Source organism: Parafrigoribacterium mesophilum (genome assembly GCF_039652555.1).
Lineage (GTDB): Bacteria > Actinomycetota > Actinomycetes > Actinomycetales > Microbacteriaceae > Parafrigoribacterium > Parafrigoribacterium mesophilum.
Genome location: NZ_JBDJAF010000002.1, coordinates 39,814 through 52,739, shown reverse-complemented (window position 1 = coordinate 52,739; position 12,926 = coordinate 39,814). Strand labels below are relative to the sequence as shown.

Annotated in this window: 12 protein-coding genes; 2 read left to right on the top strand and 10 right to left on the bottom strand. The window is 68.7% G+C overall.

Annotated elements, in window-relative coordinates:
- Positions 1 to 5 precede the first annotated feature (5 nt).
- From tsaD to glmS, 6 genes are all read right to left on the bottom strand, one after another.
- Positions 6 to 1,565, bottom strand: a complete 1,560-nt coding sequence (gene tsaD, locus ABFX56_RS10355; protein ID WP_346233250.1) for a tRNA (adenosine(37)-N6)-threonylcarbamoyltransferase complex transferase subunit TsaD — start codon at positions 1,563 to 1,565, stop codon at positions 6 to 8.
- Entirely contained in the window at positions 1,562 to 2,197 is a 636-nt protein-coding gene (gene tsaB / locus ABFX56_RS10350; RefSeq protein WP_346233249.1) for a tRNA (adenosine(37)-N6)-threonylcarbamoyltransferase complex dimerization subunit type 1 TsaB, read from the bottom strand. The genes tsaD and tsaB overlap by 4 nt, the downstream gene beginning before the upstream one ends.
- A 129-nt stretch (positions 2,198 to 2,326) precedes the next feature.
- A complete protein-coding gene (gene tsaE, locus ABFX56_RS10345) occupies positions 2,327 to 2,809 on the bottom strand; it encodes a tRNA (adenosine(37)-N6)-threonylcarbamoyltransferase complex ATPase subunit type 1 TsaE (protein WP_346233248.1) in 483 nt (160 codons plus the stop codon).
- Positions 2,809 to 3,945: an alanine racemase gene (alr, locus tag ABFX56_RS10340; protein WP_346233247.1), complete on the bottom strand. Its 1,137-nt coding sequence runs from the start codon at positions 3,943 to 3,945 to the stop codon at positions 2,809 to 2,811. The genes tsaE and alr overlap by 1 nt, the downstream gene beginning before the upstream one ends.
- A gap of 28 nt (positions 3,946 to 3,973) precedes the next feature.
- Complete coding sequence (locus ABFX56_RS10335; RefSeq protein WP_346233246.1) at positions 3,974 to 4,348, bottom strand: holo-ACP synthase; 375 nt, start codon at positions 4,346 to 4,348, stop codon at positions 3,974 to 3,976.
- Between the two features lie 49 nt (positions 4,349 to 4,397).
- Complete coding sequence (gene glmS / locus ABFX56_RS10330) at positions 4,398 to 6,251, bottom strand: glutamine--fructose-6-phosphate transaminase (isomerizing) (RefSeq protein WP_346233245.1); 1,854 nt, start codon at positions 6,249 to 6,251, stop codon at positions 4,398 to 4,400.
- Between the two features lie 69 nt (positions 6,252 to 6,320).
- Between glmS and coaA the strand changes: the two genes are divergently transcribed.
- A complete protein-coding gene (coaA, locus tag ABFX56_RS10325) occupies positions 6,321 to 7,277 on the top strand; it encodes a type I pantothenate kinase (protein ID WP_346233244.1) in 957 nt (318 codons plus the stop codon).
- A gap of 191 nt (positions 7,278 to 7,468) precedes the next feature.
- Here the strand turns inward: coaA and glmM are convergent, their stop codons facing one another.
- The 4 genes from glmM to truA all read right to left on the bottom strand — a co-directional run bounded on the left by glmM (position 7,469) and on the right by truA (position 10,853).
- Complete coding sequence (gene glmM, locus ABFX56_RS10320) at positions 7,469 to 8,830, bottom strand: phosphoglucosamine mutase (protein ID WP_346233243.1); 1,362 nt, start codon at positions 8,828 to 8,830, stop codon at positions 7,469 to 7,471.
- Between the two features lie 21 nt (positions 8,831 to 8,851).
- On the bottom strand, positions 8,852 to 9,337 hold the full coding sequence (gene rpsI, locus ABFX56_RS10315; protein ID WP_346233242.1) for a 30S ribosomal protein S9: 486 nt from the start codon (positions 9,335 to 9,337) through the stop codon (positions 8,852 to 8,854).
- 27 nt (positions 9,338 to 9,364) lie between these two features.
- Entirely contained in the window at positions 9,365 to 9,811 is a 447-nt protein-coding gene (gene rplM / locus ABFX56_RS10310) for a 50S ribosomal protein L13 (protein WP_346233241.1), read from the bottom strand.
- A 166-nt stretch (positions 9,812 to 9,977) separates the two neighbouring features.
- A complete protein-coding gene (gene truA / locus ABFX56_RS10305) occupies positions 9,978 to 10,853 on the bottom strand; it encodes a tRNA pseudouridine(38-40) synthase TruA (protein ID WP_346233240.1) in 876 nt (291 codons plus the stop codon).
- Between the two features lie 110 nt (positions 10,854 to 10,963).
- On the opposite strand from truA, the gene ABFX56_RS10300 reads away from it, so the two are divergent.
- Positions 10,964 to 12,829: an acyltransferase family protein gene (locus ABFX56_RS10300; protein ID WP_346233239.1), complete on the top strand. Its 1,866-nt coding sequence runs from the start codon at positions 10,964 to 10,966 to the stop codon at positions 12,827 to 12,829.
- Positions 12,830 to 12,926 lie beyond the last annotated feature (97 nt).

Below are 12,926 nucleotides of genomic sequence, written 5' to 3'. Positions count from 1 at the left end.
CGCTTTCAGGCCTGAATGGTGGTCACCGGGAGGGTGGAGTCCGCGCCGAAACCGAGCCCGGACGGCCCCCGTCCGGCCATCACCAACTGCGCGCCGAGCGCCGCGATCATCGCGCCGTTGTCGGTGCACAGCGACAGCGGCGGCACCCGCAGTTCGATCCCGTGGGCGGCGCAGCGTTCGGCGGCCACCTCGCGCAGTCGGGCGTTGGCGATGACGCCGCCGCCGAGCAGGAGGCGCGGGATGCCGAAGTCCAGGCAGGCGGCGACAGCCTTCGCGGTGAGCACGTCGACGACGGCCTCGCGGAAGCTGGCAGCGGTGTCGGCCATCGGTACCGGCTCACCGGCATCCGTTCGCTGTTCCACCCACCTGGCGACCGCCGTCTTGAGTCCCGAGAATGAGAAGTCGTAGCGGTGCTTCTCGAGGTCCTTGGGGCGGCTGAGCCCTCGGGGGAAACGGATGGCATCCGGGTTGCCGCCCGCAGCGACCCGGTCGATGTGCGGTCCGCCGGGATAGGGCAGGCCGAGCAACCTGGCCACCTTGTCGAACGCCTCGCCGGCCGCGTCGTCGATGGTCTCGCCGAGCAGTTCCACGTCCGAGACGAGGTCGCGCACCAGCAGCAGCGAGGTGTGCCCGCCGGAGACCAGCAGGGCGATGGTGGGGTATTCCAGCGGTCCGGACACCTGGGAGGAGTCACCGTGGCGCAGCACGTCAGCGCCGACGTGACCGACCAGGTGGTTGACGGCGTAGAGCGGCGTGTCCAGGGCGATGGCGAGCGCCTTCGCCGCCCCCACCCCTACCATGAGCGCGCCGGCGAGCCCTGGGCCGCTGGTGACGGCGATCGCGTCCAGTTCCCGGAGGGTGACGCCGGCCCGGTCGAGCGCGGCCGTCAGGCTCGGGGTGAGCGCTTCGAGGTGGGCGCGCGCCGCGATCTCGGGGACCACGCCGCCGTAGCGGGCATGCTCGTCCATGGACGACGCGATCACGTTGGCGAGCAGGGTGTCGCCGCGCACGATGCCGATTCCGGTCTCGTCGCAACTGGTCTCGATGCCGAGCACGAGCGGGCTGTTCCCGGCCGGGACACCCACCGCCGGGGCGATCCGGGGTTCCGGCACGGTCAGGCGCATGGTCAGCGCGTCGACGCCGTCCGGCTGGTAGTACGCCACGCGCACGCCGATCTGCTCGAATCCCAGGGTGCGGTACAGGTTCTGTGCCGCGGGGTTGTCCGCCCGCACCTCGAGGAACACCTGCCGCGCACCGCGATGACGCGCCTCGGTGATCAGCGAGAGCATCAGCACGCGTCCCAGTCCGGCGCGGCGGGAGGCCTCAGCGACCGCGATGGTCTGGATGTCGGCATCGCCGGCGCCCGACGGGGCGAACAGTCCGGCGTAGCCGTCGATCGTCTCCGGGGTTTCCGGGTCGAAGGCCACGAGGTAGTAGCACTGTGGATTCAGCAGGTCGCGCTTCATGGTGGCTGTCGACCAGGCATCCGCGGTGAAGATCGACTTCTCCAGCACCATGATCGTCGCGAGGTCCGCAGGTCTGGCCCGGCGCAGCTGCCAGGTCACTGGCTGACCCGCTTCATCGAGGTCGGCACCGTCACATCCGGCGAGCGCAGATAGAGCGGAGCCGGACCGGCGAACGCTCTGCCGTGCCGGTGCAGTGCCTCGGCGAGCAGGCCGACGGATGCCGCGGACACCTCGGTGGCATCCAGCCGTTCGTAGCGCGGGTAATCGGTGACGGCCTCCGCGAGATCGCCGGGTCGGGACAGTCCGGGGTCGTCGACCCGCTGGGGGATTCCGGTGGCGTCGACGCCGCTGTAGGCGGACCAGTACACCTCGCGGCGGCGTGCGTCGGTGACCACCAGCAGCGGGCCGGTGAAACCCTCGGCGTAGCGGCCGAACGCTACCGCGTCGTGGCTGACCACCCGCAGCAGTGACTTCCCGGCTCCCAGCGCGAACGCCTGCGCGGCCGCGATGCCCACGCGCAGGCCGGTGAATGGACCCGGTCCCATCCCCACGGCGACTGCGGAGAGCGTCGCGGCCGTAACCTGTGACTGTGTGAGGCTTTCGGCAATCAGCGTCCCGATCACTTCGGCGTGCGAGCGGGTGCCGGATTCGTGTCGCAGGGCGAGAGTGCCCCGGTCCGGGTCGACCACCGCGACGCTGGTGCCTGCGGAGGTATCGATGGCGAGAAGCACCCCGCCAGTCTAATTTGCCCGGCCGCTCGCATCCGGCCGCCGCCTGGCCGCCGCATGCACCGAGCGATGCTGTTCCGGACCAGACCGCCCGCCGCGGCGGGCTCAATGGTCCGGAATGGTATCGGTGGGTTACAGCACGACGCCGGCCCAGCGCGGCCCGTGCCCGGTGATGGTGACTTCGCGCGGTTCGGCGGCGTCCTCGAAAACGGTTCCTGGCCCGTCAGCGCCCGCGCCGCCCTTCGGCCGGTCGATCCGCACGGCAAGCCAGGAATCGGCGAGGCCGTCCAGCATCCCCTCTGCCCATTCCACCACGACGATGGATCCTTCGAAGTCGATGTCGAGGTCTTCCAGCTCGTCGGCGCCGGCGAGCCGGTAGGCGTCCACGTGGACGAGCGGCACGCCGCCGGGCCGCGGATGCGTCCTGGCGAGCACGAAGGTGGGGCTGGCTACCGCGCCGCGTACGCCGAGGGCGTGGCCGAGGCCGCGGGTCAGGGTGGTCTTGCCCGCCCCCAGCTCGCCGGTGAGGGCCACGATGTCGCCTGCGGCCAACTGCCCGGCGATCCGGCCACCCAGCTCTTCCATCTGCTCGGGGGTGTCGATGGTGAGCCGCATCACTCGCCTCCGCTGTAGGTGCGCTGGATGCGACCGCCCAGGCGTGTCACAATCTCGTAGTTGATGGTGTCGGCGCTGCGCGCCCAGTCATCGGCGGACGGCACGCCCGTGCGCGGGTCGCCGAACAGGATCGCTCGATCGCCCACCTCGGCGGTGTCGTCGCCGAGGTCGACGATGATCTGGTCCATGGCGACCCGGCCGGCGATGCAGTAGGTTCTGCCGTTGATCCAGACCGGGCCGCGGCCGGAGGCGTGCCGGGGCACGCCGTCGCCGTAACCGAGCGGCACGAGCGCCAGGGTGCTGTCCCGGCCGGTGTGGAAGGTGTGCCCGTAGGACACGCCGCTGCCGGCTGGCACCCGCTTGACCGACACGACGGCGGCGCTCAGTTCCAGAGCTGGGCGCAGTGACCGCCCGAGCTCACCAGCGCGCATCGTGTCGTCCTCGAACGGCAGCAGCCCGTAAATGCCGAGCCCGACACGCACCAGATCGAATCGACACTGCGGCCACTCCAGCGCTCCGGCGGTGGCCGCGAGATGGGTGAGCGGCGGATTCAGTCCCGCCGCCCGTGCGAGGTTGAGGGCCTCCCGGAACGCATCCAGCTGGGTGGCATCCGCCTCGGCTCCCGCGTTGGCGAGGTGGCTGAAAATGCCGGTAATGGTGAGGGCGCCGCGGCGTTCGTAGTCGGCCGCCGCGGCGAAGAGGCGCTCCCAAAGCTGCGGCATCGCGCCGTTGCGGCTGAGTCCGGTGTCGACCTTGATCTGCATCCTGGGCACGTCCGGGCCGAGCGCGTGCAGCTGCGCCAGTGCCTCCACCTGCTCGAGGGTGCTGACGCCGATGTCGATGCCTGCGGCCACCGCGGGGCCGAAATCCTGCTCCGGAGCGTGCATCCAGGTCAGGATGGGTTCGCGGATCCCGGCGGCACGCAGTTCGAGAGCCTCGGGAATGTCGAGCACGCCGAGCCAGTCGGCGCCGCCGCGCACGGCCGCGCGCGCCGACTCGACAGCGCCGTGGCCGAAACCGTCCGCCTTCACGACGGCCATGAAGTGGGCGGTCCCGATCGCCTGACGCAATACTCGAACGTTGTGCGAGATCGCCGAAAGATCGATGTGCGCTTCGCGCAGGGGTCGTACGCTCACCGTGGGCCCCGGGTCGCGCGCGGCATACTCACGCCGGACCCTCGGCGATCACATAGGCGATGGCCAGTCCGCCGTCATGACTCAAGGACAGGTGCAGCCGGCTGACGCCGCAGCGTTGAAGGATGCCGGCCATGGCGCCGTACACCGCGAACGATGGGTTGCCCAACGGATCCGAGACGACCCGCATGTCGTGCCAGCGCATCCCGGTCGAGTCGCCTACCGCCTTGATCAGGGCCTCCTTGGCCGCGAACCGACCGGCCAGGGAGCGCAACGGCAGCGGCCGGCCGGCGGCGGTGACCGTTTCCTGCTTGGTGAACAGCCGGTTCAGCAGCGCCGGGGTGCGTGAGGCGGCGCGGTCGAACCTGGCGAGGTCCACCAGGTCCACGCCGATGCCGACGATCACGGCGCTACTCCCACCACGGCCCTAGTTTTAGCACGGCGCTGGCACGAGGTCACTCCACCGTCACCGATTTGGCCAGGTTGCGGGGCTGGTCCACGTCCAGCCCCTTGGCCGCCGCCAGTTCCATGGCGAAGATCTGCAGCGGTACCACCGACAGCAGCGGTTGGAACAGGGTGGAGGCGACGGGAACGGCGAACACGACGTCAGCATACGGCAGCACGGCCGCGTCGCCTTTTTCTGCGATCGCGAGGACTCTGGCGCCGCGCGCCCGGATCTCCTGGATGTTCGAGATGACCTTCGGATGCAACGAGCCGTCCTCGCGGGGGCTCGGCACGATCACGAAGACCGGCTGGCCCGGTTCGATGAGCGCGATGGGCCCGTGTTTGAGTTCCCCGGCGGCAAACCCCTCGGCGTGGATGTAGGCGAGTTCCTTCAGTTTCAGGGCACCCTCCAGCGCGACCGGGAACCCGACGTGGCGGCCGAGGAAGAGCACCGCGCGGGTGTCGGACATCCAGCGGGCCAGCTGGCGGATCTCCTCGTGCTGCTCCAGCACGACGGCGAGCTGGGCAGGGACGGCGTGGAGTTCCTCCAGCTGCGCAGCGACCTCGCCGGATGAGAGGGTGCCGCGGAGGGCGGCCAGGTGCAGGCCGAACAGGTACAGGGCGGTGACCTGGGCGACGAACGCCTTGGTGGAGGCGACGGCGACTTCGGGGCCGGCGTGTGTGTAGAGCACCGCATCCGATTCGCGGGCAATGGTGGCGCCCTGGGTGTTGCAGATCGACAGGGTATGCGCGCCGGCCTGGATGGCGAACTTGACCGCCATCAGGGTGTCCATCGTTTCCCCGGATTGGCTGATTGAGACGACCAGCGTTCGCGGGTCGAGGATTGGGTCGCGGTACCGGAATTCGTGCGAGAGGTCGACCTCGACCGGGATGCGCGCCCATTTCTCGATCGCGTATTTGCCCAGCATTCCCGCATAGGACGCGGTGCCGCAGCCGATGATGACGATGCGGTCGATGTCTCGCAGCACCTCGGCCAACCCGTCGAGTTCGGCGAGCTGCAAGGTACCGTCACTGCTGCGGCCGAGCAGGGTGTTCGCGATCGCCTCCGGCTCTTCGCTGATTTCCTTGGCCATGAAGCTGGACCAACCGCCCTTTTCGGCGGCGGAGGCGTCCCAGGCGACGGTGAACTCCTCGGTGTCCACCGGCGTGCCGTCGAAGTCGGTGACGGTGACCTGTTGCGCGGTGATGGTGACGATCTGATCTTGGCCGATCGCCACGGCCCGTTGGGTGTGTTCCACGAACGCGGCGACGTCGGAGCCGAGGAAGTTCTCGCCGTCACCCAAACCGATCACCAGCGGGGAGTTGCGCCGCGCGCCGACTACGACGCCGGGCTGGTCCTGGTGCACCGCGAGCAGCGTGAAGGCGCCGTGCAGCCGGGCAACGACCCGGCGCAGGGCCTCGGTGACGTCGCCGGTGTCGCGGTAGGCGTTGCCGACGAGCAGCGCGGCCACCTCGCTGTCGGTTTCGCTGGTGAACACCGTGTCAGGATGTTCCGCGAGCAGCTCGGCCTTGAGCTCGTCGAAGTTCTCGATGATGCCGTTGTGGATCAGGGCGAGTTTGCCGTCGTCGCCGAGGTGCGGGTGCGCGTTGGCGTCGGTGGGACCGCCGTGCGTGGCCCAACGCGTGTGACCGATGCCGGTGGCACCGTCGTTCATCGGATCGGCGTCCAGATCGCCGACGAGCATCTGCAGTTTGCCGGCGCGTTTGCGCGTGTTCAGGATGCCGGATGCGTCGATCACCGCGATGCCGGCGGAGTCGTAACCGCGGTATTCCAGGCGCCGCAGGCCCCCGAGGAGCACCTCAACACTGCGGTCGGTGCCGACGTAGCCCACGATTCCACACATGGAACACGATTTTACGGTACCTGTACCGCGCATCGTCGTCGGGCATCCGTCGGGCTAGTCTGGTCACCTATGCCTGAGTCGGGATCGCACGGCGCGAACAGCGAGCACTCCACTCCCTTCGTGGAGATCCCGCGCAGCTATTGGGCCGAGCTTGCGCCGTCCACGACGCTGCCGCTGAGCCCCACCGAAATCGTCGAATTGAGCGGACTGGGCGACCGGCTCTCGCTCGAAGAGGTGGCCGAGGTCTACCTGCCGCTGAGCAAGCTGCTCACCCTGTACGCGGTGGGCGCGCAGCGGCTGCATCAGTCAACCAGCAGCTTCCTGAGGCGGCCGAGTGAGCGGACCCCGTTCGTGATTGGAGTGGCCGGGTCGGTGGCGGTCGGCAAGTCGACGATTTCGCGGCTGCTGCGGGAGCTGCTCTCCCGGTGGGAGGACACGCCGCGGGTGGAGCTGCTCACCACCGACGGGTTCCTGCTGCCGAACGCAGAGTTGGAGCGGCGCGGGCTGATGGACCGGAAGGGATTCCCGGAGTCGTACGACCGTCGCGCGTTGCTGCGGTTCGTGAGCAAGGTGAAAAGCGGTGCCGCCGAGGTGCGCGCGCCGTTCTACTCGCATTTGAGCTACGACATCTCGCCCGGCGCCGAGATCGTGGTGCGGCAACCGGACATCCTCATCGTCGAGGGGCTCAACGTGCTGCAACCGCCTACCAGCGGGCACGGCTTGGCGATCAGCGACCTGTTCGACTTCACCGTCTACGTGGATGCCAGGACGTCGGACATCGCCACCTGGTACGAGGAGCGCTTCCTCAAACTGCAGCGCGGCGCGTTCGCGAACCCCAAGTCGTACTTCCATCGATACTCGACGCTGAGCCCGGAGCAGGCGCGTGCGAAGGCTAGGGACATCTGGAACCGTATCAACGAGCCGAACCTGACCCGGAACATCCTGCCCACCCGCTCGCGGGCCACCCTGGTGCTGCGCAAGAACGCCAGTCACGCCGTCAAGAGCATCCTGCTCCGCAAGATCTGACCCCCGCCCCGGGCGACACCCCGCCTCAACCCGTCCCTCACCCCCCCGTTCACACCCCGTCTCAAGGAGTTTCTGTCTTCCGAGAGCCGGCGTATTGGGATCCGGGCCCCCTCCGGACAGAATTTCCTTGAGAGGGGATTAAGTCTTGTGTCGGGTTTAGGGAAGATCCGGGTTTAGGGAAGTTCCGGGAGCTACAGGGCGAGTTGCTTGCGCACCACGTCGGCCAGCGCCTGCGCGATCTCGTCCGCCAAGCTGCGGTCGGATGCCTCGACCATCACGCGCACGAGCGGCTCAGTCCCCGAGGGGCGCAGCACGACCCGCCCGTCAGCGCCAAGCCGTCCCTCTGCCAGCCCGACGGCGGCCGCGATCGTCTCATCCCCGTTGAGCCGGTGGTGGGCAACGCCCTTCACGTTGACCATCACCTGGGGGTACACGGTCATCACCTGAGCGAGCTCTGCAAGTGATTTTCCGGTACGCGCCATCTCGGCGAGCAGGTGCAACCCGGTGAGGATCCCGTCGCCGGTCGTCGCGTAGTCGGTCATGATGACGTGCCCGGACTGCTCGCCCCCCAAGCTGAAGCCGCCGCTGTTGAGGGTTTCCAGCACGTAACGGTCGCCGACCTTGGTCTGCAGCATCGAAATGCCGTGCGCCTCCATGGCAAAACGCAGCCCCAGGTTGCTCATCACCGTGGCGACGAGGGTGTCCTGGCGCAGCAGGCCCCGCTCCTTCATCGACACCGCCAGGATGGCCATGATCTGGTCACCGTCGACCACGCGTCCCAAGTGATCGATGGCCAGGCAGCGGTCCGCGTCGCCGTCGTGGGCGATGCCGACGTCTGCGCCGTACTCGAGCACCGCCTTGGCGAGGTTATCGAGGTGGGTCGACCCGACGCCGTCATTGATGTTGATGCCGTCGGGGTCTGCGCCGATCACCGTGACCTTCGCGCCGGCGTTCACGAACGCGTCCGGCGACGGTCCTGCAGCGGCCCCGTTGGCGCAGTCGAGTACGACATGGATGCCGTCGAGTCGGTTCGGCAACGACGCGAGCAGGTGCACTACGTAGCGGTCTTCGGCATCCGCGAACCGGCTGATGCGGCCGACGCCGCCACCGGTCGGAGCCAGTTTGCGGCCGGCCATGGCCGCCTCGATGCGGTCCTCGACCTCATCGGGGAGTTTGGTTCCACCGGCGGCGAAAAACTTGATGCCGTTGTCCGGTGCCGGATTGTGCGAGGCGGAGACCATCACCCCGAAGTCGGCGTCGATGTCGGCGATCAAGAACGCCGTCGCCGGGGTCGGAATCACCCCGGCGTCAAGCACGTCAACGCCGGAACTCGCCAGGCCGGCGGACACCGCTGCCGCGATGAACTCGCCAGAAATCCGCGGGTCGCGCGCGACGACGGCCACGGGCCTTCGGCCGGATGCGCGGCGTGCGTCGGCGCGGTGTCCCTTGTCGAACACGGACGCCGCACCCTGAGCAAGACTCAGGGCGAGTTCGACCGTCAGGGTGTCGTTGGCGAGCCCGCGGACACCGTCGGTACCAAAAATGCGAGGCATAGTCGCTCAGCTACGAGCAGACTAGCGCTTCGAGAACTGCGGAGCCTTACGGGCCTTCTTGAGTCCAGCCTTCTTGCGTTCCTTCACTCGCGGGTCCCGGCTGAGGAAGCCGACCTTCTTGAGTGCGGGACGGTTGTTTTCGCGATCGATCTCGTTGAGCGCCCGGGCGATGCCCAGCCGCAACGCGCCGGCTTGACCCGAGGGGCCGCCGCCGGTGATGCGGGCGATCACGTCGTAGCTGCCGAGCAGGTCCAGCACCTTGAACGGGTCGTTGATCAGCTGCTGGTGCAGCTTGTTGGGGAAGTAGTCGGCCAGCTCGCGGCCGTTGACCGTGATGACGCCGGTCCCGGGCTTGATGCGCACGCGGGCGATTGCCTGCTTGCGGCGGCCGACTGCTGCGCCGGGAACGTTGAGCACCGCGCGCGCGGCCTTGGGTGCGGCCTCGGCCGGCGTTTGCGTCGAATAGCTCTCAGGAGCCTGTTCGATGGAGTCTGCGATTGTCGCCATGGGAATCCTTAAGCTGGTCGGTCGGCGCTACTGCGCGACCTGGTTGATGGTGAAGATTTTGGGCTGCTGTGCGGCGTGCGGGTGCTCTGGCCCCGCGTACACCTTCAGCTTGGCGAACTGGCCGCGGCCGATCGAGTTCTTCGGGAGCATCCCGCGGATGGCTTTCTCCACGGCCCGGGTGGGGTGCCGCTCGAGCATCTCGGCGTAGTTGCTCGAGGTCAAGCCGCCCGGGTATCCCGAGTGGCGGTAAGCCAGCTTCTTGACGAGCTTGGAGCCGGTCAGGGCCACCTTCTCGGCATTGATGATGATGACGAAGTCGCCGGTGTCCATGTGGGGGGCGAAGGTCGGCTTGTGCTTGCCGCGCAGCAGTACGGCTGCCTGGCTGGCGAGCCGACCGAGCACGACGTCTGTTGCGTCGATGATCAACCAGTCACGCTGGATGTCGTCGGGCTTGGGGGAATAGGTGCGCGTCACAGTAGTGCTGCTCTCTGATCGAAATGAGGTGTTCGTGAATCCCGCTCCGTGGTGCGTTCACGTGGGTAACGCAACCGGTGGAGGGCTCAAGTTCGGATGTCCGGCTGAACAAGCGCAGGCACCAAGGATCAACATTAGACTATGGCGCGGTCACCGTGCAAACCGATCACTCTGCCGACCCGATCGGTTCGCGGCGGGCGCGGGTCTGCAGCGCCCGGATGTGCAGTTGCGCGGCATCCGGGTACCGCACCTCGGTGAGGGTGAGGCCGCGTGCCGGCGCCACCTTGAACGCGCTGGTGCGCGTCGCCTCGGTGCGCAGCGCCACGAGATCACGGCCGTCCAGTTTGCCCTCCCCCACGGCCAGGCAGGCCCCCACCAGGGCGCGCACCATGCCGTGGCAAAAGGCATCCGCGGTGACATCGGCGACCAGCACCCCGTCGCCCTGCCTCGCCCAGGAGAACTGCTGCAGGGTGCGGATGGTCGTGGCGCCGTCGCGGGCCTTGCAGTACGCGGCCCAGTCGTGCAGCCCGGTCAGCGAGCGGGCGGCGGTGTCCATCAGCTCGCCGTCGAGGGTGCGCGGATACCAGAGGGTGAAGCCGCGCTCGAGAGGATTTCGCGGGGCCGCCGCGGCCGCCACCCGGTAGCGATAGCTCCGGGACAGGGCGGAGAAGCGGGCATCGAAGCCTGGCGGAGCGATCGCAGACGCGGTGATCACCACATCGGAGTGGAGCCCGGCGATCCCGTTGAGACGGGTTGCCAGCGCCGTGGCGCCTGCGGTTGCGGAGGGCCCGCGCCGGGTGAGGGAGGAGAGTTGCTCCTCGGTGAGGTCGAGGTGCGCCACCTGACCGAGGGCGTGCACCCCGGCGTCGGTACGGCCGGCGACGGTCAGAGTGGGCGCCGGGGGATGCCGGTGGAAGATCGTGGCGAGCCGCTGCTCGAGTTCGCCCTGCACGGTGCGCAGCGCCGGTTGACGCGCCCAACCGTTGAACGCGCCGCCGTCGTAGGCGATATCCAATCGGATGCGCGTTGTCGGCAGGTCCACCCCACGAGTCTAGGGGCGCAGCATCGCGGTACCCACGGCGGCGGGCATTGTGCGAGCCCTGGTCGAAGTTGACCTGACGGCGGAGGTCCGGAAGCATCGAAGAAGAACCCATGACGAAATCCCCCGCTGCTCCGCCGATCGCCGCATCCGGAGCCTCACGTTTCGCAGGACTCGACGGACTGCGCGCCATCGCTGTCGTGCTGGTCATGGTGTTCCACCTCAGCCCCGGATTCGTACCGGGTGGCTACCTGGGCGTCGACGTGTTCTTCGTCATCAGCGGCTTCCTGATCACGGCGCTGCTGCTGCGCGAGAAAACGAAGACCGGCCGGATCGCCTTGGCCAATTTCTGGCGCCGGCGGGCCCGGCGACTGCTCCCGGCGCTCGGGTTGTTGCTGCTGGTCTGCGGCAGCGCCGCCTGGGCGGTCGGTGGCGACGTGCTCATCGGCCTGGGCAGGCAGGTGCTGGGCGCCGTCAGCTTCAGCAGCAACTGGCTGGCCATCGCCGACGGAACCAGCTACTTCGACGAAACCACACCCGAATTGTTCCGCAACCTCTGGTCGCTGGCCGTTGAAGAGCAGTTCTACCTGCTCTGGCCGCTGGCTGTGCTAGCGCTGCTGCTGACGAACCGGCACATCCGGGTCGCCATCGTCGCCGCCTGCGCGATCGGCTCCGGCCTGGCCATGGCACTGGTCTACCTTCCCGGCGGCGACGCCACCAGGGTGTACTTCGGCACCGACACGCACAGCTTCGGGCTGGCCCTGGGTGCGGTGCTCGCCATCCTGCACCATGACTGGTCGTTCGCGCTCGAACGCCTGTCGGCGCGGATGCGCGCGGCCCTGCAGGTGCTCGGCGCGCTGTCCGTTGGCGGCCTGCTTGTCGTCGCCGCCCTCATGCCCGACGACTCGGTACTCGCCTATCGTGGTGGACTCCCGCTGGTCGCCGTGCTCAGTGCACTGGCCATCGCCGGGTCGGTAGTCCCTGGCTCGATCCTCGGCCGCGCTTTGGATGTGGCACCGATGCGCTGGATCGGCGAGCGGTCGTACGGGTTGTACCTGTGGCACTGGCCGGCGTATGTGCTGCTGGCTGCGGCGCTGGCGACCTGGCCCCGGTCCGGTGCGCCGGGCTGGGCGCTGGGCGGCATCGTCTTGGTTCTCACCGTGGTGGCCGCCGCGTTGTCCTACCGGTATGTGGAGCAGCCGATCCGGCGCGGTGGATTCCGGCGGGCGGTCCGGTCGATGGCCGCAGGAGTGCGCGCCTCGAGATCGAAACTCGCAGGTGCGGGCGCGGTCGCGCTGCTCGTCGTCGGCGGCGGCGTCAGTACCGGAGCCGCCATCGCCGCCGACCCGGGCGTCAGCCAGGCGCAGGTGACGATCGAACAGGGTCAGGCCGCGATCACCGCGCCCCAGCCCAGCCCGTCTCCGACGCAGAAAGCTCCGGTCGCTCTGCCCGAGGGGTCGAGGATCACCGCGATCGGCGACTCGGTGATGCTCGCCTCCGCACCGGAGTTGCAAAGCGCGTTCCCCGGCATCCAGATCGACGCGGTCGTCTCCCGCCAACTCGCCGAGGCGCCCGCGGTGTTGACCGCGCTGCGTGACCAGGGACTGCTGCGGGACACCGTGCTGCTCGGGCTGGGCACCAACGGTCCGATCGACGAAGCGATGCTCGACCGCATCCGCGCGATCGCCACCCCGGCGCGGCACATCGTGGTCGTCAACGTGCAGGCGCCACGGGGCTGGACCGCCGGAGTGAACGAGGCGCTGACCCGCTTCGCGCAACAGTACCGGGACGTGGAACTGGCGAATTGGCGGGACGCGATCGCCGGGCATCTGGGTCTACTGGCCAGGGACCAGATCCACCCCGGCGCCCGCGGCGGCTTGATTTACGTGGCGGCGGTGCGGGATGCGCTGCAGCGGCTCGCGGAGCTTCCACCGGTGCTGGCGCCGAAAGAGTACGGGTTGGCGCCGGCCCCGGTCTAGCGGCGGTACCCAACCGCGGGGATCCGGGCGACACACCGCGATTCTGGCCAGTTTCATGCGGCGTGTTGCAATCCGCCCTCGATCGTGTCCGGCGCAG

Excerpts from the sequence above, each read along its gene's own strand:
- glmS (WP_346233245.1), bottom strand. The coding sequence starts at position 6,251 with ATGTGTGGAATCGTGGGCTACGTCGGCACCGACCGCAGTGTTGAGGTG.
- glmM (WP_346233243.1), bottom strand. The coding sequence starts at position 8,830 with ATGCCTCGCATTTTTGGTACCGACGGTGTCCGCGGGCTCGCCAACGAC.
- coaA (WP_346233244.1), top strand. The coding sequence starts at position 6,321 with ATGCCTGAGTCGGGATCGCACGGCGCGAACAGCGAGCACTCCACTCCC.
- rpsI (WP_346233242.1), bottom strand. The coding sequence starts at position 9,337 with ATGGCGACAATCGCAGACTCCATCGAACAGGCTCCTGAGAGCTATTCG.
- ABFX56_RS10300 (WP_346233239.1), top strand. The coding sequence starts at position 10,964 with ATGACGAAATCCCCCGCTGCTCCGCCGATCGCCGCATCCGGAGCCTCA.
- tsaE (WP_346233248.1), bottom strand. The coding sequence starts at position 2,809 with ATGCGGCTCACCATCGACACCCCCGAGCAGATGGAAGAGCTGGGTGGC.